This is a genomic window from Shewanella sp. 30m-14 (genome assembly GCF_052977125.1).
The window spans coordinates 75,523-95,695 of sequence record NZ_JBRILW010000005.1; the positions used below are offsets into that span (position 1 = coordinate 75,523).

At 44.2% G+C, this 20,173-nt stretch carries 18 protein-coding genes; 7 read left to right on the forward strand and 11 right to left on the reverse strand.

The window, feature by feature from the left end:
• Window positions 1-12 precede the first annotated feature (12 nt).
• A complete protein-coding gene (ppnP, locus tag ACVBIU_RS05450) occupies window positions 13-294 on the forward strand; it encodes a pyrimidine/purine nucleoside phosphorylase (protein ID WP_447159688.1) in 282 nt (93 codons plus the stop codon).
• A gap of 118 nt (window positions 295-412) precedes the next feature.
• Here the strand turns inward: ppnP and ACVBIU_RS05455 are convergent, their stop codons facing one another.
• Together ACVBIU_RS05455 and ACVBIU_RS05460 are read right to left on the reverse strand one after the other, a co-directional pair.
• Entirely contained in the window at window positions 413-817 is a 405-nt protein-coding gene (locus ACVBIU_RS05455) for a hypothetical protein (RefSeq protein WP_447163259.1), read from the reverse strand.
• A gap of 134 nt (window positions 818-951) precedes the next feature.
• Window positions 952-1,962 carry a tetratricopeptide repeat protein gene (locus ACVBIU_RS05460; protein ID WP_447163260.1) on the reverse strand — a complete coding sequence of 337 codons (1,011 nt, stop codon included), beginning with the start codon at window positions 1,960-1,962 and terminating at the stop codon, window positions 952-954.
• 294 nt (window positions 1,963-2,256) lie between these two features.
• Between ACVBIU_RS05460 and ACVBIU_RS05465 the strand changes: the two genes are divergently transcribed.
• Window positions 2,257-3,420 (forward strand): tetratricopeptide repeat protein, encoded by a 1,164-nt coding sequence (locus ACVBIU_RS05465; RefSeq protein WP_447163261.1) that lies wholly within the window; start codon window positions 2,257-2,259, stop codon window positions 3,418-3,420.
• A 41-nt stretch (window positions 3,421-3,461) separates the two neighbouring features.
• On the opposite strand, the gene ACVBIU_RS05470 is transcribed toward ACVBIU_RS05465, so the two are convergent.
• The 3 genes from ACVBIU_RS05470 to ACVBIU_RS05480 form a co-directional block, all read right to left on the reverse strand.
• On the reverse strand, window positions 3,462-4,190 hold the full coding sequence (locus ACVBIU_RS05470; protein ID WP_447163262.1) for a DUF6445 family protein: 729 nt from the start codon (window positions 4,188-4,190) through the stop codon (window positions 3,462-3,464).
• A 279-nt stretch (window positions 4,191-4,469) separates the two neighbouring features.
• A complete protein-coding gene (locus ACVBIU_RS05475; RefSeq protein ID WP_447159693.1) occupies window positions 4,470-6,077 on the reverse strand; it encodes a BCCT family transporter in 1,608 nt (535 codons plus the stop codon).
• 440 nt (window positions 6,078-6,517) lie between these two features.
• Window positions 6,518-6,895, reverse strand: coding sequence for a hypothetical protein (locus ACVBIU_RS05480; protein WP_447159694.1), 378 nt, complete (start codon window positions 6,893-6,895; stop codon window positions 6,518-6,520).
• Window positions 6,896-7,133: 238 nt separating this feature from the next.
• On the opposite strand from ACVBIU_RS05480, the gene ACVBIU_RS05485 reads away from it, so the two are divergent.
• The 3 genes from ACVBIU_RS05485 to ACVBIU_RS05495 all read left to right on the forward strand — a co-directional run bounded on the left by ACVBIU_RS05485 (window position 7,134) and on the right by ACVBIU_RS05495 (window position 10,713).
• Window positions 7,134-8,786 (forward strand): SulP family inorganic anion transporter, encoded by a 1,653-nt coding sequence (locus ACVBIU_RS05485; RefSeq protein WP_447163263.1) that lies wholly within the window; start codon window positions 7,134-7,136, stop codon window positions 8,784-8,786.
• A gap of 36 nt (window positions 8,787-8,822) precedes the next feature.
• On the forward strand, window positions 8,823-9,494 hold the full coding sequence (locus ACVBIU_RS05490; protein WP_447163264.1) for an excalibur calcium-binding domain-containing protein: 672 nt from the start codon (window positions 8,823-8,825) through the stop codon (window positions 9,492-9,494).
• Between the two features lie 370 nt (window positions 9,495-9,864).
• Window positions 9,865-10,713 carry a hypothetical protein gene (locus ACVBIU_RS05495; RefSeq protein WP_447163265.1) on the forward strand — a complete coding sequence of 283 codons (849 nt, stop codon included), beginning with the start codon at window positions 9,865-9,867 and terminating at the stop codon, window positions 10,711-10,713.
• A gap of 374 nt (window positions 10,714-11,087) precedes the next feature.
• Here ACVBIU_RS05495 and ACVBIU_RS05500 read toward each other — a convergent pair whose 3' ends face one another.
• The 6 genes from ACVBIU_RS05500 to ACVBIU_RS05525 form a co-directional block, all read right to left on the reverse strand.
• The gene (locus tag ACVBIU_RS05500; protein ID WP_447159698.1) at window positions 11,088-12,002 is read right to left on the reverse strand and encodes a DnaJ C-terminal domain-containing protein; all 915 of its coding nucleotides are present in this window, start codon (window positions 12,000-12,002) and stop codon (window positions 11,088-11,090) included.
• Between the two features lie 538 nt (window positions 12,003-12,540).
• Window positions 12,541-13,512 (reverse strand): transposase, encoded by a 972-nt coding sequence (locus ACVBIU_RS05505; RefSeq protein WP_447159699.1) that lies wholly within the window; start codon window positions 13,510-13,512, stop codon window positions 12,541-12,543.
• Between the two features lie 159 nt (window positions 13,513-13,671).
• Window positions 13,672-14,973 (reverse strand): HipA domain-containing protein, encoded by a 1,302-nt coding sequence (locus ACVBIU_RS05510; RefSeq protein WP_447163266.1) that lies wholly within the window; start codon window positions 14,971-14,973, stop codon window positions 13,672-13,674.
• Between the two features lie 3 nt (window positions 14,974-14,976).
• Window positions 14,977-15,213 carry a helix-turn-helix domain-containing protein gene (locus ACVBIU_RS05515; RefSeq protein WP_447159703.1) on the reverse strand — a complete coding sequence of 79 codons (237 nt, stop codon included), beginning with the start codon at window positions 15,211-15,213 and terminating at the stop codon, window positions 14,977-14,979.
• 446 nt (window positions 15,214-15,659) lie between these two features.
• Complete coding sequence (gene groL / locus ACVBIU_RS05520; RefSeq protein ID WP_447159709.1) at window positions 15,660-17,306, reverse strand: chaperonin GroEL; 1,647 nt, start codon at window positions 17,304-17,306, stop codon at window positions 15,660-15,662.
• Window positions 17,307-17,402: 96 nt separating this feature from the next.
• Window positions 17,403-17,693: a co-chaperone GroES gene (locus tag ACVBIU_RS05525; RefSeq protein ID WP_220782516.1), complete on the reverse strand. Its 291-nt coding sequence runs from the start codon at window positions 17,691-17,693 to the stop codon at window positions 17,403-17,405.
• Window positions 17,694-17,939: 246 nt separating this feature from the next.
• Between ACVBIU_RS05525 and ACVBIU_RS05530 the strand changes: the two genes are divergently transcribed.
• Window positions 17,940-19,301, forward strand: coding sequence for an MATE family efflux transporter (locus ACVBIU_RS05530; protein WP_447163267.1), 1,362 nt, complete (start codon window positions 17,940-17,942; stop codon window positions 19,299-19,301).
• Between the two features lie 66 nt (window positions 19,302-19,367).
• Window positions 19,368-20,024, forward strand: a complete 657-nt coding sequence (locus ACVBIU_RS05535) for a Qnr family pentapeptide repeat protein (RefSeq protein ID WP_447159811.1) — start codon at window positions 19,368-19,370, stop codon at window positions 20,022-20,024.
• Window positions 20,025-20,173: the final 149 nt, after the last annotated feature.

Sequence of the window (20,173 nt, forward strand, 5' to 3'; positions counted from 1 at the left end):
CGAGGAATTATAATGCTAGCTGTTAATGAATATTTTGCAGGTCAGGTTAAGTCTATCTCTTTTGAAGGTGCCGACAAACCTGCATCTGTTGGCGTAATGGAGGCTGGTGAGTATGAATTTGGTACTGCGGCGCCTGAAGTTATGCAAGTGATCTCTGGTGCGCTAACGGTAATGCTGCCAGGCCAAACCCAGTGGCAAACATTTAACGCCGGTGAACAGTTTAATGTTATCGGTAATGCCAAGTTCCAGGTTAAAGTCGAGACCCAAACTGCCTACCTGTGCATCTACGGCTAACTCAGAGCTGGTCAAAATAACCATTCAAAAAGTGTAGCCGTTAAACAAGCAAACCATCCACTGACTGTTCCATAACGACGCTGTTGAACAGCTTAAATTGGATGGTTTTTTGCTTATATTATTGAATCCACCGCACAAGTTCATCAGCCGTTTTCAACGCATACTGCCTTTTTACCAAGCGACCAGATGGATCAAAAAGTAACAGCTCTGCTGAATCAGCGCGATGCTTGGCTATCAATAACTCTCCTTCAGGGCTGCCGGTAGTCGCAATCAAAAAGTACGCTTGGTCACCAAGCTGGTCACGCGCGTCATTCATTTGCTCGGTCTGACTATTACTCACAGCAAGGCCATTGTCGTAAACAAACACGACTGTAGGTTTACCGCTGCCGATCTGCTCATGTGTTGCCTTAAACCCTTTAGGCATGACCATGACTAGCACGGCAAACAACACCACTATGGAAGCGATTACCCCCAAAGCAATCCAAGGCTTACGACGAGTTGAGTTTGTATTATGTGTATCCAAGGTACAAATCCTTCTTTTAACGATTGAAATACAAAATAAAGTCACCCATTGTAATCAACTAACCTGAGGCGGATCTTAAAATTTGCAGGGAAAAATCTGGGTTTCATGCGCTGCTTGGTAAGCTGGCTATTTTACTACAATGACTGATTAACCTTACAGTTTTGAAACTGACTCGCAATACAGCGTTGACTGTTAATCTGTGCTTGCTGTAATTGCTGCTCATTGAGTTTAGCCATCATCTGTTTAAGCCGCTGCTTAGCAAGGTCGTTACCTTGAAAGCTCGCCGCATCTAACCAGACATAAACCTGTACTAAATCAGACTCGTCATTAATACCGTTATACTCCAGAGTCGCCAAATCGACTTGCGCCTCTGGTGAGCCCTGAGTCGCCGCTTGCCATAACCATTGTTTCGCTTTTAACGTATCGACGGCTCCCAACCTGCCCTCGATATAAACCATACCGAGCCGATGCATAGCAGGAATATAACCGCGTTCAGCACTGAGTCGATACCAATCGACGGCTTGCTGTGGATTAGCGTATTCATCTAAATAGAGATTACCAAGCACAAATGGCGCTTCGTTGTGGCGATTATCACTACTTAGCTTTAGCCAACGCTCAGCAATAGTGAGATCTTTCTCGCCGCCATTGCCCTCCATGTACATAAGACCCAACATAAACTGCGCCTCTGCTTGATATCTAGGCTGTTGCTGACTCTGTTGATGATGTTGTTGCTGACTCTGCTGCTGATGTTGTAAAGAGTGGCTTTGATTCGCCACTTGTTCGTACCAATAGCGTGCCAATTGCGGCTTTGCGCGACTTGATGCCCCGCTTCGATACAACTCAGCCAAAGAATACTGCGCCCCCAGTGAGCCTTGCTCCGCCGCCACCCGATAAAGAGCCATTGCGCGGTTAATGTCGGCCTTTACTAGCATTCCCTTGGCGTACAAATATCCTAGATTAGTCGCTGCATCTACGTCCCCCTTAGCTGCATTTTCAGTGCATTCAGGTGATACAACATCAGCCTGCCCCGCCACGGCATATTCACACCAAGGGTCAAATATCTTTGCAGCTAACTGAGTTTGTTGCTGGCTACCGCAACCAGCCAGAGCAAGGTTTGCGACTAAAATAGTCAATAATATACGCATAGGGAAGACCTGAAATCTGAATTTATGATTGTAAATAGTGCTGCAACTAAAGCGCATTATTTTGGCCTGTGATGATACAACAAGCCGCAGCTAACCGTTTGCTTTTGCATAAAATAGCCATGCCTTACAAGCGCTAATCCATGTAATGACTCACCCAAGAGTTTTTTTTTCGCCTAAAAGCCCCCATAGGAACGATAGCTGTCGTTTATATCGCCAATAATGGCTATAGTGGTGTTAAATTGACCTAGCGCAATAGCCAGTTACTGTCGATACCAAAAACAATGGAGCTGTACCATGAGATGGATTTTCACTGTAGCAATATTATACTTACTATCTGCTTGCTCAAGTGTTCCGCCACAGCATTCGCAAAAACTGCCTGAGTTGCCACAAACCAATCATCAGCTTTTTAACGTATCGGGCCATAGCGTCCCAACATATGAAGATCTAGTGTCACTGACAAAAATACAAGTTGATGACATTCATCAATTCGTGAGTCAAAAAGCTATCGCCATGCTTCCCAGACATAAGCAGGTATCAGAATATCTATCTAAAAGGTTAGTTAATTTTAATTACCAAGGTGCTAACTATTCCGCCAGAAATGCCATGGATAAGGTGGGTGGAAATTGCATGTCATTAGCTTTATTGAGTTACGCCGTAGCAAAAGAGCTTGGTGTAGAGACTGTATTTCAAGTTATGCATACCGAGCCACTACTGTTAGATATTACCGCTGATTTCGCTGTAACATCGAATCATGTACGCACTTTTCTTTATGAAAAGAGTGGCAGCGAAAAAGAAAATAAGGGCTTTTATTTTTCGACTAGAAACTACCTAATACTGGACTATTTCCCAGGTCGTTATGATCGCGTCGGTAAAATTGCCAATAACAGTCAATTTATAGCGATGCTTTATCGGAACCTCGCGGCAGACGCCTTACTCGATAGTGATCTTGATTTAGCCTATAGCTTATTAAGCGAAGGAATTAAATATGATGATAAATATGCTCCCTTGATCAATATGATGGCGATTGTACATCGCCGTAAGGGAGATGTAGTAACATCTGATGCACTTTATCGTTATGGGCTCGCTGTGTCTGACTCAAAAATAAGCTTACTCAGCAATTATCATTATCTGCTTTCAAAACAGGGAAATACTGAACAAGCAAGGAATGTAAAACAACAGCTGTTGAGCCTACAAGACTCTTCGCCTTATGACTGGTACCTGATAGGGCAAGATGCACTTGCCAATGACGACTTTAAAAGTGCGGAAATTTATCTCCGTAAGTTTTTAAAGAACACTCCGTATTACCACAAAGCCTATTTTGACTTAGCAAAAGCGCAATATGCGTTAGGCCAAAACGTGTCGGCCAAAAACTCTATCAAGCTCGCTTTAGAGTATGCCGAGTTGCCGCAAAACCAGCAGCAATATCTAGCAAAGTTAAACTGGCTCAAGCAGAAGTAGTTTTATCTAAGCAAACAAGGTTTAGGCAAGAGGTAGAAGCTCTACGCGCTGACGTTAAAAAATGAGTTTACTGAGGTTCGATTATTAAGCGCTTTTTTATCAAACTCGACCTGGTCTGTGATATTTGCGCTATGGAGAATATTGCCAGAATAGATCACTAACCGATTTGGTTTAGCGTCAACAGAAAACACCTTCTCAAACAACTCATCGGTATCATTAATATACCCCGAACGTGCAGCTGCCGATTGTTCAACTTTCTCCACCATGTCCAAAATCATCTCTTTATCATCAAATGAGAGATTTAGTTTTTCGCTATGTTTATAACGGTAAAAACTCGTTCCCCCCAGATGGTTACCTTTGAGGTAATGTACCGCCGCCATTGAATGATCAGCCAAAGAATCAAAATGAGGCATCTTTTGCTTTGAGGTTAATTGCTGCGGAGTCAAAGTGACTTTAGATAGCCAGCATTTAGCAATCTGGTGTTGCTTAAAACACTCACCTTGAGGTTGCAGCGCCAACAATTCTAGTAGAGCTGATAAAGATTGATAATAGCTAGCGGGCATTTCATCACGCACACCAGGAAACAGCGTTCCGTCGGCGCCCTGCGGGTTAAAATATGCTTTGTTCTCGCAGTAATCGACTAAGGACTCAAAATCAGCGATAAAATCATCAATAACCCAAATCAAATGCTCAGAGTCTGCTAACTGCAGCACCTGAATGCGCGCGTCCGGGTTGATTACCATCTTGTTGATTTCTGAGATTACAGCCATAGTGATATCGTTCCTTTACATCAATATTTAAACTAGCTTCAATCGCTAGAGAGCCTGTTGCCTTCTAAACAAATCAACAACATACCCACTTACCGACATAAAATATACCTGCTTACGGCTAAATATTCGACTCCTTCCTCTGAAACAGCAACATATTACACTATCGATTTTCAATTTCACGATAAAAAAGCCCGACACTATTAAGCATCGAGCTTTAAAGTAAAAATTGACTCAGGCTGACTTTGCCGCATTTTTGCGAATGACTTTATTGGTGCATGATTAGCGAGAGCTTAGTGGTGCTTTACCAAATTGTTGCTCCGCCATCGCTTTAGCCATTTTGGGTGCTTGCCACAGCGAAGGTAACAAGACAAATGACACCGGAACGGCGGTGATCACAATAAACGATTGCAAGGCAGAAATTCCACCAGCTCCCATTGAAATCAATGCGATAGCAACGAGTCCCATCAATATCCCCCAAAATGCACGCATCGCGCCACTCGGCTCGGTAGACCCCGTAACAACCACACTAATGGTATAAGTCATCGAGTCACCCGTGGTGACAATAAAGGTAGTGGTTAAGATCAAAAACAAAATCGCAATCAGCGTTGGCATTGGTAACTGCGAAGTAATCGCTAGCAATACGCCCGGTAAGTTAAAACCTTCAAAAGCATTCGCAATAACCCCTGGGTTAGTCAGCTCAAACGCAAGGCCAGAGCCCCCCACAACACTAAACCAGAAACAGGTGATAAGCGGTGCAATAACCGATATAGAAAGGATCAATTGACGTATGGTTCGTCCGCGAGAAATTCGTGCAATGAAGATTGCCATCATAGGACCATAGCCAATGAACCAGCCCCAGAAAAACACCGTCCACCAACTGAGCCAGTTAGCATCGCCTCGGTAGAGAGACATAGGCACAAAGTTATTCACCATTCTCGCCATGCCCTGCATGTAACCATCAATGATGAAGCTGGTAGGGCCAAATAATAGAATGAAGATGATCAGTGCAACAGAAAGTAAAATATTGTAGCGGCTGATAAGTTGAATGCCGCGGCTTAGGCCACTTAATGCCGACAAGGTATACATGGCGATGGCAAACAGTACCACTAGACTTTGAGTGATTAAGGTATCTTGCACACCAAAAAGTGCATTGAGCGCATAGCTAATTTGCAGGCCAAGAAAGCCTATTGGGCCAATCGTGCCCGCGGCCACAGCAATAATACAAAATGTATCGGTTAAGGTACCGATCCAACCATTAAGCGCTTTGTCACCAAAAATGGGGTACAGCAAAGTGCGCGGTTGCAATGGCAAGCCTTTGTCGTAGTGCAAGTGCATCAACACGATCGCCGCTAAGCTGCCGAGTATCGCCCACGCTAAGAAGCCCCAATGGAGGAATGATTGTGATAACGCATTGATTGCTAATGTGCGACCTTGTGCTTCACCATAAAAAGGTGGCGAAGAAACAAAGTGGGCAATCGGCTCTGCTGCCGCCCAAAATACACCGCCACCCGCTAATAAGGTACATAGAACAATGGCCAACCATTTGAAGGTATCAATTTCTGGGGTGTTGCGATTACCGAGCTTGACGTCGCCAGTTCTGGCGAAAGCTAAGTACAGACCAATAATAAAGTTAGCCAGCAATAAAATTTGCCAAAACGGGCCAAACCATTGAGTCACTTTTGAGAATCCAACTTGAATAATGCTGGATAGAGCTGAGGTATCGAAAACAGCAAGCAGTACGAACAGAACGAGAAAACCGCCACTTAACCAGAGTACTGGGCTGGCAAAGGCGTTAGAAGTATATGAAACACTGCGCTCAGGTGGATGAGCCGCAAGGTAATTTTCATCTGTTGATTTTCGATCGACAGATTGTGTCAAATTCGACATGTAGTGTTCACTTTTATCGTCGTCAGCCATTAAATGAGCACCGTTTAGTGCGGCCTATTTTAAGCTGATTCGGTGAATTTTCCTCGGCTATTGCAAAGACTTATAGCGACTTTGTAAAGGTTGAGGCTGTAAAAGGGGCGATATTTTAACACATACGAAAGTAGGAATAAAATCGAGACAAGTAATAGGAAAGTAGCAGTAAGTATTAGGCAATAGTGAATTATTTCAATTTGAAAGTGATTTCAAGCAGTTAATCTGTATTTGTGAATAACAATCAAGCCCCTCAAACGACACGGCGATTAAGAGTAATATCAACGTTCCGATGAAATAATGCGTCCAAGCTAATAAGCTTAGTTAATCTATCCTGGTTAATATATCTCTGGGTTAATTGACTTTGGATTATGCCAGTTGATAGAAGGGTGAGCCTGCCACGACCGCTTTTAGTCAATGAGATCGTCAATTAATGCTTTCGCCCGCTCCTTGTACTCATCTTCGGTAATCATAGCGTCATCGAGCAACTGCTTAAGCTTCTTAAGTTTATCATCGGCTTCTTTTCTTTCACTTTCAGACTTATGTTTCCAAGCTTCCCAGGCTTTAGATATCGCTTCATAGGAGAAGGTACCTCCAGTCACCGCATACACAATAATCCACCCCGTAGCACCAACCGTACCAATAGGAGCAAAAGCTGGCACCGATAGTAAAATACCAATTGCCGTGGCACCAGCAAGCAGGGATTTAATGAAAATATTTTCTTGAATCGATTTAGGGATGAATTTCATAACAACATCATGTATTTGTGATGATAATAACTTAGCCATTACTGAGTCCTAAATGAAGATAAAAGCCTAACTTAAAGAGTATGACGCACTATAAGAATATTTCCCAATCACTCGCAGCGCTAGGCTGTTGGCTCCCGAGCTAAGGAGCTTAATAAAAATCTTATATTGAGAGTCAAACCCGGCCCCACTCTGCTAACCATTCGCCCACTTTGTACTATGCAAAAGGGTTCACTATTTGTTAAAGTCACGCGAATTATCAGCTTAAGAGGTTACAGTCTTGTTTAGAGAGCGCTTTAAGGATGTTAGTGTTAAAGGAGATCTATTTGGTGGTGTAACCACAGCGATTATCTCGTTACCTTTGGCCTTGGCGTTTGGTGTTGCCTCAGGAGCGGGTGCAGAAGCAGGCCTGTGGGGGGCAATTTTAGTTGGCTTCTTTGCAGCCTTATTTGGCGGTTCATCAACCTTAATCTCTGAGCCTACCGGTCCAATGACGGTCATAATGACTGCCGTGTTAACCAGTATGGTGGCAAAATATCCTGAATCAGGGATGGCGATATCTTTTACCGTCGTCATGATGGCCGGGGCATTTCAGTTTTTGATCGGCACCCTTAAATTAGGCAAGTACGTCACCTTAATGCCTTACAGCGTCATTTCTGGTTTTATGTCTGGCATTGGCGTTATTTTAATTATCTTGCAGCTATCACCACTGCTTGGACACGCCGCTCCTACTGGCGGAGTGATAGGCACACTCACATCGCTGCCGACCACCTTAGCCAACGTCAAATTCAGCGAACTATTTTTAGGTGTACTGACCCTAGCAACCTTATTCTTTTTTCCAAAAAAATATCGCAAATACGTCCCAGCACAGCTTGTTGCTTTAGTCGCGGTCACCTTATTATCAATAATATTATTCGACACAGATAGCATTCGCCGCATTGGTGAAATCCCAGCGGGCTTACCCTCTTTAGTCCTGCCTCACATCAATTCAGACATCTTTATGACCATGGTGATTGATGCGTTAGTGCTTGGCACGCTCGGCAGCATCGATACCTTACTCACCGCCGTTATCGGTGATTCACTAACCCGTAAAGAGCACGACTCTGACAAAGAGTTACGTGGTCAAGGGTTAGCAAATATGATTTCAGGTTTGTTCGGTGCGCTGCCAGGTGCTGGTGCAACAATGGGAACCGTGACCAATATTCAAGTCGGTGCACGCTCACCGCTATCAGGCATGACCCGTGCAGCAGTATTAGCCTTAGTAGTACTGGTCGCAGGCAGCCTAACAGAGCCTATTCCCATGGCGGTATTGGCGGGTATTGCCGTTTATGTCGGCTTTAATATTCTCGATTGGAGCTTCATTCAGCGCGCTCACAAAGTCAGTATGCAGGGCATGGCGATCATGTACGGCGTGATGTTATTGACCGTATTTGTCGACTTGATTGTGGCAGTGGGATTAGGCGTGTTTATCTCTAATATTCTGATCATTGAGCGCTTAAGCCAAGAGCAAGCCCGCCAAGTTAAAGCAATAAGTGATGCCGACCAAAATGATGTCCCCCTCACGCCAAGTGAACGCGATTTACTTGATCAAGCCAATAATAAACTGCTGTTTTTATACTTATCAGGCCCAATGATTTTTAGTGTTTCAAAGGCCATTTCGCGTCAACATGCCAGTATTGGTGATTACCAGGCCATGATCCTCGATCTAACCGACGTCCCTATGATAGATGTCACCGTAGGGCTAGCACTGGAAAATGCGATTAAAGATGCGCAAGACGCTAATTGTGAAGTGTTTCTACTGTGCCCTAACCCGCAAACACAAGAGCAGCTTAATAAGTTTCATGTGATTGATTCGCTGCCAAACGCCAATACCTTCTTATTCCGTTATGAAGCCTTACAAGCTGCACTCAAACATGTGCAGAGAAATAGCTAACGATAACTTGATGTAAAAAAAAGGAAGTAACACAAAATGCTCATGGACAGAGGCACGCTTGTTCGTTGGAATGAAGAGAAAGGTTTTGGTTTCATCAAGCCAGAGAGCGCCAGTGCTCACGATATATTTATTCATATATCGGTATTAAAGCATATGGCGCGCAAGCCCATTGTGGGCGACCAAATCAACTATGTCTCAGAGTGGCAGCGCGACGGAAAAATCAAAGCCGTAAAAGCCAATATTGAAGGCGTGGCTATCGTTGCGAGCAAATCAGCTAACAAGCCTATTAATAACCAGCATAATCAGTACAACACACATAGAAGCCACTCGCCACAGCAAAACCAACGCCCAATTAAACCCAGCTTTTTGAGCAAGCTAGCTATCCCACTCATTATCGTTGTAGCAGCTGTCGGTTACAGCAAGTATCAGCAGATGAATGAAACCATAGTGCTCACCAATGATGATATTGAAAACATGCAGTGGGAGTTACCCGCAAAACCATCGAGCACTGGACTAAGCACTAGAGTAAGTGCTGCTGAAAATAAAGTTATCAGCAAGCCACAGTTTCGCTGTGAAACAGGTAAAACCCATTGCAGCCAGATGCGCTCATGTGCCGAAGCCACGTTTTACATTAAAAACTGTCCCGGCACTCAAATGGATGGCGATAATGATGGCGTTCCTTGTGAAAGACAACATTGCAGCTGGTGATAGCTAGATAAGCTTGCGTTGTAGCCAGTGCGGTGAATCAGACAATTATACTGCCATGCACAACATGGCAAATCTATACTCTCAAGAGATGGGCGCTTCAACAGTAAGCGGTGCACTAAAAACACGACAATGGCACAAGCCTAGCAACTATGCCGAAATAGAAAGCTATAGTAAGAATACGCGGCTGAAGAAACGTAACACCGCCTAGGGACTGAATAGCTAACAGTGACGGCGGACAGAGGGGATATTTAGCGCTTATAGCAAGTTTACCCTTACCTGTTTATCTGTAATAAAAGTCATTCACTATGTCTTAAATAAGTTAGACCAGAGCACCCACCAAGAATCAAGAATACGGACACCACTAACGCTCATGAGACTATTCCAACGCTTGATACTGTCGCTTGCAACTTGCCTTATAGCTTTCAACTCTTATGCTAACGATCCCGTACCGGCATCTTATGAATTTAAGCAATTATTGCCTGCATCTGCTTTTAAATCCCCCAAGGCAATACTGGATTACCAGCAAGCGTTAATCTCACTGCTCACCTCCTTTGGAGAGGTATCAGGTCAACTAGCCCTTAGCGATCATGGACTCATCAATTTTTATGACACTAAAGGGTGTCACTTGAAGCGAAATGGGCTAATACTGCGCCACCGTCGTCATCATGAACAGTGGCAGTTAACCTTAAAACTCCGCAGTAACAACGAACAATCACTCTATCAATCGCCATTAATGATGGCTGGTGAATTTCAAGCAGATGTCATAGCGAAACCAAAGCTACGTACTATCTATAGCATCGCCTCTTCTAAGGCTATTAACGCGGTGCCCAACAACCTCAATTTACTAGCACAATTATTCCCAGCCTTAGCTCAGCGGCCTCAGTTTGAAGTATTAGGTGCGCTGGAGTTAAAACCACTAAGCCAGCAACAAACGCAGCAAGCCGTGTACGAAGGACTCAAGCTTAAACTTGGTAAACACAAGCTGAAATTTAGCCTTACCATCTGGAGTCGTCCTCCCGAAAATACACCGGTAATAGCCGAGATATCTTTTAAAATTGGCAATAAGAAACATCCTCTTGATGATGAACAATTGCAATCGGTGTACAAAGTGTTAGATAACATATCCAAAATGCCTGCCTGGCAAAGCACCGTTGATAGCACTAAAACGCAATGGTTTTACCAACAAGCAACCCGCTTATGTCAGTCGCTAAATCATTAGCACACTAACAACCGAGCAATAGCCGTTAAATATCAGCCGAGTATTATCAGCCGAGTAATAGCCGAGTAATAGCCGAGTAATAGCCGAGTAATAGCCGAGTAATAGCCGATTGCAGCGTAAAAGGTACAGAAAGTAAAGACAGCGCCACCTTCAATTACCATGAATACGAGTGTGGTTGTGAATGTGGATAACGAGTGCGTTAGAGACGAGGCGATTTACTCTGCCCCTATTATTACCAATATTTATTACCAATATTTAAATTAGCTTAAAAGTTATGATTAAACTAAGCCCCCTACTTAGCGATAAGTAGAGGGTTTGACATGCTCAAATTTAGGCTTATGCACTTATGTAATATGGCTCAGTGCACAGCCAATTTAAAGTGTATTCACTTCCGTTAACGCTTTAAATTGTTCCAGTAATGAACGCTGCTGTTCAGTTAGATCCTGCGGGATTTCAACTTTAATTTTCACAAACAAATCACCAGTCGCCCCCTTACGATCCGTAACACCTTTACCCTTTATCTTGAACTTACGTCCCGGTTGAGTCCCTGCAGGCACTTTAAGCTTAAAACGCTTATCTAATACGTTAACTTCAAGCTCGCCACCCAATGCCGCCATCACCATATCGACGCTAGCGGTATAAATTAGATCGTTGTTTTCGCGCTCAAGAAACGCATGTTCGCGGGTTGCTATAGTCAGCAATAGATCACCAGCGGGCCCACCATGCAGACCAGCACTACCTTTGCCGGTGAAACGTATTTTTTCACCGTCTTTAATACCAGCAGGGATCTTAACCTTTATCTTTTTAGTTTCGCCATTAACCGGTAATTCAACGACTTTCTCAACACCTTGCACCGCATCAACAAAGTCTACAGTGAACACAAACTCTTTATCTTGGCCTTTTTGCACTCGACTTTGTCCGCCTCTTGATTGAGAAAACATATCTTCAAAATCAAAGCCATCAAAGCTTTGGCCACCAAATCCACGTTCACGCTGACTAAATCCGCCACCAAACATGTCGTTAAATCCATCTTGACTGTAATGACGCCCACCCTGGCCACTGTTTTCAAGCCCGGCATGACCAAATTGATCATATTTGCGACGCTTATCTGTGTCGGTCAGTACTTCATACGCTTCTTTAGCACTTTTAAATTTTACTTCTGCTGTAGCATCATCAGGGTTTTTATCGGGATGGTACTTCATCGCTAACTTTTTATAGGCTTTTTTTATCTCTTGATTTGAGGAGGCCTTTGAAACACCTAGCACGCTGTAATAATCTTGTTTAGACATGCTAAACCCTCACTAATGTATATCTCAAAAAAGGGCCATGAGTTTATCTACGCCCTAAAAATTAACAAGCTTATGTATCTATACCCAAACTACCTGAGAATATGAGCATAAGTGACTATTTAGTCCAACCTTGTCTTGCGCCGCTATTGTAATCCCAAAAGCCATTGCCACACATTAATAATCAATAATGCAAAAAGTCATCGCCACCCATAAGTAACCAATAACTTCTACTTTGAACAAGGGAGGCAGCAAAACATGCCATTTATCATAGTTGGGTTGGGTTGGGTTAAGCGTGAACAAACGAAACCCCTACTTATTGAACTAAAACCCAGCCACCCATTATTAATCAATAACATAGTTAACCGTCCTAAAAATGCTACTTGCAGGGCAAGTCAGTTGTCATCTGATTCAGATAAAATGGGTGAAAAGTCTTAAAAGTTATTGTTTAGTCGCTAAAATGATGAAATTTGGACGAAGAAAGACAACATAGAATATTAGGCTGCTAATAACATGGAATTGCTGAGTTTAACGGATTTACTTATCTGAGGTCGTAACAACTTCCGACAAAGTGCCGTCGCCTTTTTTCGAGATGTTCACAGTAGTCAGTTAACTCCTGTAACGAACCAACTGGCCCATGGAACAACTTACCAAAATCTGTAGCAAGCTTGACCCAGTTCTCACTTGGAATATTAAGTCTATTCAATAGCCTTTCAGCACTAGGAGAAATAGCACCGGGTTTATCATCACGAATGATTCGGCCAGTCTCATCTACAAGCATTAAATAATCTTGCAGCGAGAAATGAATGCCTTTTGGTTGGCGCTCCCTCTCATTACCAATAAACGACAATAACTTATCGGGTTGTTTTCCTTTAAGAGCAGCATTAACTCTTAACTGCAAGCTGGTGTAATCAGACTCTTCCGGGCTCCTCGCCATTTTGGCCCGAATAGGATTGAGTTCTACATAAGCCATACAAGCTAGCACAGCAGCCTCATCCAATAAGGCTTGGCTCTTAAATCGTCCTTCCCAGAAATGCCCAGTGCAATTGTCTTCGAAGTTGGCTTGTCTAGCGATAGGTTCGTTGAGGCAGCGCATAAACCAGCTGATATCACTCAGACGTGAGCGATAAGTCGCGATAAGGTGTTTGAGTGCGGCTACCATGCACTCCTCTATCACATCACCTTTAGCAAACTTCTGTGTTAAATCAGTACCATTAAACAGTTTGTGCCACTGCTCAACGACCTCTCTATCTGACCAACTGTTCACCATTTCAAGGTCAATATAAAGCACTACATGCAGATGGTTACTCATCACCGCATAGGCCGCAACATCTATCGCAAAAACCTCCGTTAACTTGAGTATTTGCGCTTCAACCCAACCACGACGATGGTCATAATTCTTACCTGTATATTTATCCTCACCACACAGGTAGGCACGGCGAACAACTCGGCTACAACAATGATAATAAGGCGTATCTTCAAGACTAATTAAGGTACTTCTTGCACGGGGCATAACAACCTCCTACTTAAGCAATACCTAAAGCCTAGTAAGAGGCTGCAAAACATGCCATTAAGAATGGGTGTCTTCGATTGGCTTTTCGATTGGCTTCAATAGACCAGCAGACATTTTGGCTAATTTTGCGCCTGATAAACCGTGTTAGAGCAAGGCGAACTACAACTCAATCTCTTTGATTTCAGGCGCCATAGCTAAATAGCGTTCACACCTTGCCAATAGCTGCTTTCTATAAGCATCGACAAATGCTGTTTCATCTATATCAAGCGCTGGCAGCATAGCGATAACCTCATCTATGGTTTGGGTTATCTTGGTGGCCATTTGAGTTAGGTTGTTGACCAACAGCGCTCTTGGCAAACCTATATCTTCGATAAACGAGGCTAACTGATAGGCATAGATCTTATTTGGATCGAATTCATCATCGATCGCCATTGCTAACTCTTGCTCAAATTCATCGTATAGCGCGACACACACCAAGTCGTACCATGGTGTAGGCTCTAAGCCTGTGGGCGTCATAAAGAATGAGTAGTTTTTACCGTGAGCATCGGCATTGCCGGTAAGTAAGTTAAATAACGTCCATTGCAGCATATCTTGTTTAGCAGCCGCAGGATTACTGCACTGACTCGCTAAACCAAATAACCTTGCAAAGCTAACGCCCTCACGGATATCTTTTACATCACGGCCAGTACCGAAGTTACGCTCATACTTTTTGTTAACGCTAAAGCCGAGTGTTTGGCAGCTATCAATAATATGCCGTCTCAGCACTTTTTGCTCATCTGGCAAATAGCGGCGATCAAAACGCTCAACACATAGCGCTTTATATTGGCCAAAGTAACTGATATCAACATTGGCTACATTCATCGATATAGCTTTAGCTAAGCGCATGGTCAGAAATTCATTAATGACTAAATGCTGATGCTTTTCAAACTTCAAAATGTGCGTAGACGAAAGCGCGCCATCAGCAAAGCCGAATGCCTCACCGTTATAGAACAGATTCAGTTTTGACTGCACACCAGCGACCGACAACCTTGGCTTACCATCCCACACTTCCATTGGCCAAACATCTGGATCTTCGAGGCGCTTAATGACTTCAGCATCGCTTATCTCTCTGAATGACGTCTGAGGTAGTAATGTTCCTTTGAGGGAAAAGGCAATTGCACCTGCGGTATCTAAACCAATGCCACGAATAAGCGCAAAGGTGTTGCCCCTAGACACACCTAGCGATTCAACCAGATAGTCGAGCCCTTTGTTCTCGGGCAGCAAGTTAACCAAGAACATTGAGATTTGATTACTGCTGCCTGTGCCATTAAGTGGGATCATTGGGGAAATTGGAAAGCCATCTTGTTGCCAAGCATTACTGTAGCTAACCGAAAATACCTCAGTTGCGGTATCGAACGACAACTCACCGATAATTTGCTCACCAAGGTGCATGTCTAAAACAAGCTTGTTAGCCGTGGCCATCTGTTAGTACCACCCACTCGCGTTGTCACTACTGTTTTGCTTCGCAACAATCGCAATACCTAAACCATCGAGGATTTTAAACACTGTAGAGATATAAACATCTTCACCTTTTTCTACTCGGATAAAGGTCTTTTTAGTGACACCACACAACATGGCCGCCACCTCTTGAGTCAGCCCCGCTTGCTTACGGCTTTGTTTAACCTGTAAGCCCAATGAGTGTTGATCGAGTGAAGAGCCCATAACTAAATTCCGTAATGCTAACTAAAAGTGTACCTTGCTACACTTTAGCCCTGAATGTTCGATTATTCAACATAGAAGTGTAACAACGTACACTTTAATCAGGTTTATACATCGAACAACACCAAAGGTGTAGTTTCATACACTATTGAGCAAGGCTTGCCATCAAACACCCTAAAAGTGTAACTGACTACACTTTTCTGCTTAACCTCGCCCGATAGCTTATCCTGCTAAATTTCATGCATTAAAAAACCCGACACTGTTGCCAGTCTCGGGTTTTTCTATTCTTTTACAAGAAGTGGCTTTAAGTTTTTAGGCTATAGACCAACATAGGCTTTACGTTCTAACGCAGGAAAAATCGCTTTAGAGCAAGGCTTCTTGCCACGACGTTTAGCTTTCTTAAACGAGTGGCAAGGTAACGCAGCTATAAACGATTTTAACCAGTTAGATTACATGCCCATGCCACCCATACCGCCCATACCACCCATACCGCCCATGCCGCCCATATCAGCTGCATCGTCTTTAACTTCAGCAACCATACACTCGGTTGTGATCATTAGACCGGCAATTGAAGAGGCGAACTGTAGCGCGCTACGAGTTACTTTAGTTGGGTCAAGAATACCCATCTCTAGCATGTCACCATATGTGTCGTTACCTGCGTTGTAACCGTAGTTACCCGTGCCGTTCTTCACATTGTTAGCAACAACTGAACCTTCTTCACCCGCGTTAGTAGCGATTTGACGTAGTGGCGCTTCCATTGCACGTAGTGCGATGATCACACCGTGCTTCTGGTCTTCGTTAAGTACTTCTACTTCACCAATTTTGCTTGCTACGCGTACTAGTGCAACACCACCACCAGCAACCACACCTTCTTCAACCGCTGCGCGAGTTGCGTGTAGTGCGTCTTCTACGCGTGCTTTCTTTTCTTTCATTTCAACTTCAGTCGCTGCGCCAACCTTGATTACGGCTACGCCGCCTGCAAGTTTAGCCATACGCTCTTGAAGCTTCTCTTTGTCGTAATCTGACGTAGATTCTTCAGCCTGGATTTTGATCTGTGCTACGCGAGACTTGATTTGAGCCTCTTCACCGTTACCGTCGATAATGGTTGTGTCATCTTTAGTAATGATAACGCGCTTAGCAGTACCTAGATCTTCTAGAGTGGCTTTTTCAAGCTCTAGACCAATCTCTTCAGCAATAACAGTACCGCCAGTTAGGATAGCGATATCTTGTAGCATTGCTTTACGACGATCGCCAAAACCTGGTGCCTTAACAGCAGCAACTTTAACGATACCGCGCATGTTGTTTACTACTAGTGTTGCTAGTGCTTCACCTTCAACGTCTTCAGCAACGATAAGCAGTGGCTTACCTGTTTTAGCTAGACCTTCAAGGATTGGTAGCAATTCACGGATGTTAGATACTTTTTTGTCTACTAGAAGGATGAATGGGCTTTCTAGTTCAACGCTGCCAGTTTCTGGCTTGTTGATGAAGTATGGAGATAGGTAACCGCGGTCAAACTGCATACCTTCAACTACGTCTAGCTCGTTCTCTAGTGCTTGACCTTCTTCAACAGTGATAACGCCTTCTTTACCTACGCGCTCCATCGCAGTTGCGATGATTTCACCAATTGACTCGTCTGAGTTAGCAGAGATGGTACCAACTTGAGCAATCGCTTTAGTGTCTGAACACTCTTGAGATAGGTTTTTAAGCTCGGCAACAGCAGCGATTACCGCTTTGTCGATACCGCGCTTAAGATCCATTGGGTTCATGCCTGCTGCAACGGCTTTTAGGCCTTCAGTTACGATTGCTTGCGCAAGTACTGTTGCAGTTGTAGTACCGTCACCGGCTGCATCGTTGGCTTTAGAAGCAACTTCTTTAACCATTTGTGCGCCCATGTTTTCGAACTTATCTTCTAGTTCGATCTCTTTTGCTACTGACACACCATCTTTAGTGATAAGTGGAGCACCAAAGCTCTTGTCTAGTACAACGTTACGACCTTTTGGGCCTAGGGTAACTTTAACTGCGTTAGCTAGAACGTTAACGCCTGCTAGCATTTTTACGCGTGCGTCATTACCAAATAATACTTCTTTAGCTGCCATCTTTAATGTCCTTTAAATTCTTTTGAAATGACTAATGCGTTGTTGGCCAGTCGCTCGATCACGCATCAGTATTGGAAAATGTCTAAATGGAGTGAATTAGCTCACTACAGCCATTAGATCTGATTCAGAAAGGATTAGCACTTCTTCACCATCAATTTTTTCTTTCTTTACACCGTAACCTTCGTTGAAGATAACGATGTCGCCAACTTTAACGTCAAGTGGCTGAACAGTACCGTTTTCAAGAATACGTCCGTTGCCTACAGCAAGAACTTCACCGCGGCTAGATTGCTCTGCTGCGCTGCCTGTTAGCACGATGCCACCCGCTGACTTTGATTCAACTTCTGAACGCTTAACTATGACACGATCATGTAATGGACGAATATTCATCGATGGATACTCCAATTGTTTTTATGCCTAACTTATCTGCAGGCTTTTAAAGATAGTAACGACTTTACTCGATTTCACTTAAGTAAAACCAAAACTGTCGCTTGATGTTCGATACATGGGGGTTAATGTGCTCGGTTCCAAGCCCCATTTACAAAATAAATCCGATTTTTTTGACCCAGCCGGATAAAATTTGTGGCAATCCTGATAGAATTCGCCCTCCGAGTAAAGACTAGGCAAGAGTTCCCTATGAAAGACAGACACGGGCTGCTATCTCAGCCAATTGGTCGTGTACTGCTAAATATGAGCCTTCCAAACCTGATTGGTATTTTAACCATTCTCGGGTTCAGCCTCGTTGACACTTTTTTTATCAGCCAATTAGGCACCGAAGCCTTAGCGGCGATCAGTTTTACCTTTCCCGTGACCTTGATTATTTCAAGTATTGCTATCGGTATTGGCGCTGGAGTATCGACTAACCTAGGGCGCTTGATTGGCGGCGGACATGCAGATAAAGCAAAGGTGTTTTTACACGATGCATTAATGCTGACCTTCTTGTTGATTGCCTTTATCGCTCTACTCGGCAGCCTGTGTATCGACCCGCTATTTAGCCTGCTTGGTGCCAACCAGTCCAGCTTACCGCTTATTCATGACTATATGTTTATCTGGTACTTAGGGGCGCCACTACTGGTGCTGCTAATGGTGGGTAACCAAGGCCTGCGCGCCACAGGGGATACTCGTTCTCCAGCAAAAATCATGATGCTCGCGGCATTAATCAACCTTATTCTCGACCCATTACTGATTTTTGGTATTGGGCCATTCCCACGCTTAGAGATTGAGGGTGCGGCGATTGCGACGGTGATCTCTTGGGTGGTGGCGCTGTCACTGTCGACTCATCTACTGATTTTTAAGCGCCACTTAGTCGGCTTTGTTGAACTCAACATTACTCGCCTGAAATGCAACTGGAAGCAGCTGGCGCATATTGCTCAACCTGCAGCGATGATGAACTTACTTAACCCGTTAGCCAATGCCATTATTATGGCCATGTTAGCGCGTATCGACCACAGCGCGGTGGCGGCCTTTGGTGCCGGAACTCGCTTAGAGTCGGTAATGCTGATTGCAGTAATGGCGTTGTCATCTAGCCTAGTGCCATTTGTGGCGCAAAACCTGGGCGCGGGGCAAACCATGCGTGCCCGCGGCGCACTGATGTTGTCACTTAAATTCGTATTGGTATTTCAAACCTTGCTGTATCTGCCGCTGCTGTTTTTAGCCAAGCCGCTAGCTGAGATATTTAGTAGCGACCCGCAGGTCATTGAGTGGCTCACCTTTTATATCTTGGTGATGCCTGCGGCCTATGGCCCATTGGGCATTGTGATTTTAGTGGCGACCTCGCTTAATGCCTATCACAGGCCGATGAGTTCACTTATCTTAAACGTGTGCCGTCTGTTTTTAATCATGCTGCCGTTAGCGGCGCTGGGCTCATATTTAGGTGGAGTGAAAGGTTTGCTCTTAGCGCTACCTATTACTAACGCGATTATGGGTATTGCCTGTTATATTTTGGCGACACGGATCTCGGAGCCAGAGAAAACCGATATCACTGTTAGCCAAGCTTAACGCTAATGCTAAATGCCAATTGCAGAGGCTATCGTTAATGCAACGTTTACCGCTAAGGAACAGCTCATGCACGCCGTTGACCAAATCTTTAATGATGAAGACTTCTCTGATCAGGACTTGCAAGATGCGCGCTTTGAGCGCTGCAGCTTTTATCAATGCCGCTTTAATCATAGCGACTTAACTGATGCCCAGTTTATCCACTGTAAGTTTATTGTGCCAGGTGAGGATAAGGGCTGTGACTTTAGTTACGCCACCCTGACCAATGCCAGCTTTAAACACTGTAATTTGAGTATGGCGATCTTTAAAGGGGCCCGTTGTTACGGCCTTGAGATGCGTGAGTCTAACCTACAAGGTAGCGACTTTAGCCGCGCTAGTTTTGCTAATTACATCACTCCGAAAAGCTATTTCTGCTCGGCCTATATCACCAACTGTAACTTAGCCTATGCCGATTTTGGCGGCATGTTACTGGAAGAGTGTGAGCTATTTGATAATCGCTGGCGTGGCGCTAATTTAACTGGCGCATCGATGAAAGGCAGCGATTTAAGCGGCGGCGAGTTCTCGCCAGAACAATGGGGCAGCTTTGAGTTACAAGGTGCGAATATCACCCGAGTTGAACTCGATGGACTCGATCTGCGCGTAGTGAGCCTTGAAGGTGTCATGATTAATCAGTGGCAACAGGAGCAGCTACTTGCGCCGTTAGGCCTGATTGTGACGCCCGATTAGGCAGTCGTCGCTCACAACAACTAGCCTGGCATATCGCTGCACAGCAAAAATTATTCTGCATCAACTTGAGCGCAATAAAGCCTGCTACCGCTCCAGTTCCCCTTCGCTTAACACACGTTATTTAGCAGTAACAACTATAGTTAAGGTAA

What these genes read in the sequence shown, in the direction of transcription:
- ACVBIU_RS05535 (WP_447159811.1), top strand. Translation starts at nt 19,368, where the DNA reads ATGCACGCCGTTGACCAAATCTTTAATGATGAAGACTTCTCTGATCAG.
- ACVBIU_RS05525 (WP_220782516.1), bottom strand. Translation starts at nt 17,693, where the DNA reads ATGAATATTCGTCCATTACATGATCGTGTCATAGTTAAGCGTTCAGAA.
- ACVBIU_RS05470 (WP_447163262.1), bottom strand. Translation starts at nt 4,190, where the DNA reads ATGGCTGTAATCTCAGAAATCAACAAGATGGTAATCAACCCGGACGCG.
- ACVBIU_RS05515 (WP_447159703.1), bottom strand. Translation starts at nt 15,213, where the DNA reads ATGGGCTCTTCACTCGATCAACACTCATTGGGCTTACAGGTTAAACAA.
- ppnP (WP_447159688.1), top strand. Translation starts at nt 13, where the DNA reads ATGCTAGCTGTTAATGAATATTTTGCAGGTCAGGTTAAGTCTATCTCT.
- ACVBIU_RS05510 (WP_447163266.1), bottom strand. Translation starts at nt 14,973, where the DNA reads ATGGCCACGGCTAACAAGCTTGTTTTAGACATGCACCTTGGTGAGCAA.
- ACVBIU_RS05530 (WP_447163267.1), top strand. Translation starts at nt 17,940, where the DNA reads ATGAAAGACAGACACGGGCTGCTATCTCAGCCAATTGGTCGTGTACTG.
- ACVBIU_RS05505 (WP_447159699.1), bottom strand. Translation starts at nt 13,512, where the DNA reads ATGCCCCGTGCAAGAAGTACCTTAATTAGTCTTGAAGATACGCCTTAT.
- ACVBIU_RS05465 (WP_447163261.1), top strand. Translation starts at nt 2,257, where the DNA reads ATGAGATGGATTTTCACTGTAGCAATATTATACTTACTATCTGCTTGC.
- ACVBIU_RS05490 (WP_447163264.1), top strand. Translation starts at nt 8,823, where the DNA reads ATGCTCATGGACAGAGGCACGCTTGTTCGTTGGAATGAAGAGAAAGGT.
- ACVBIU_RS05480 (WP_447159694.1), bottom strand. Translation starts at nt 6,895, where the DNA reads ATGGCTAAGTTATTATCATCACAAATACATGATGTTGTTATGAAATTC.
- groL (WP_447159709.1), bottom strand. Translation starts at nt 17,306, where the DNA reads ATGGCAGCTAAAGAAGTATTATTTGGTAATGACGCACGCGTAAAAATG.
- ACVBIU_RS05460 (WP_447163260.1), bottom strand. Translation starts at nt 1,962, where the DNA reads ATGCGTATATTATTGACTATTTTAGTCGCAAACCTTGCTCTGGCTGGT.
- ACVBIU_RS05495 (WP_447163265.1), top strand. Translation starts at nt 9,865, where the DNA reads ATGAGACTATTCCAACGCTTGATACTGTCGCTTGCAACTTGCCTTATA.
- ACVBIU_RS05475 (WP_447159693.1), bottom strand. Translation starts at nt 6,077, where the DNA reads ATGTCGAATTTGACACAATCTGTCGATCGAAAATCAACAGATGAAAAT.
- ACVBIU_RS05500 (WP_447159698.1), bottom strand. Translation starts at nt 12,002, where the DNA reads ATGTCTAAACAAGATTATTACAGCGTGCTAGGTGTTTCAAAGGCCTCC.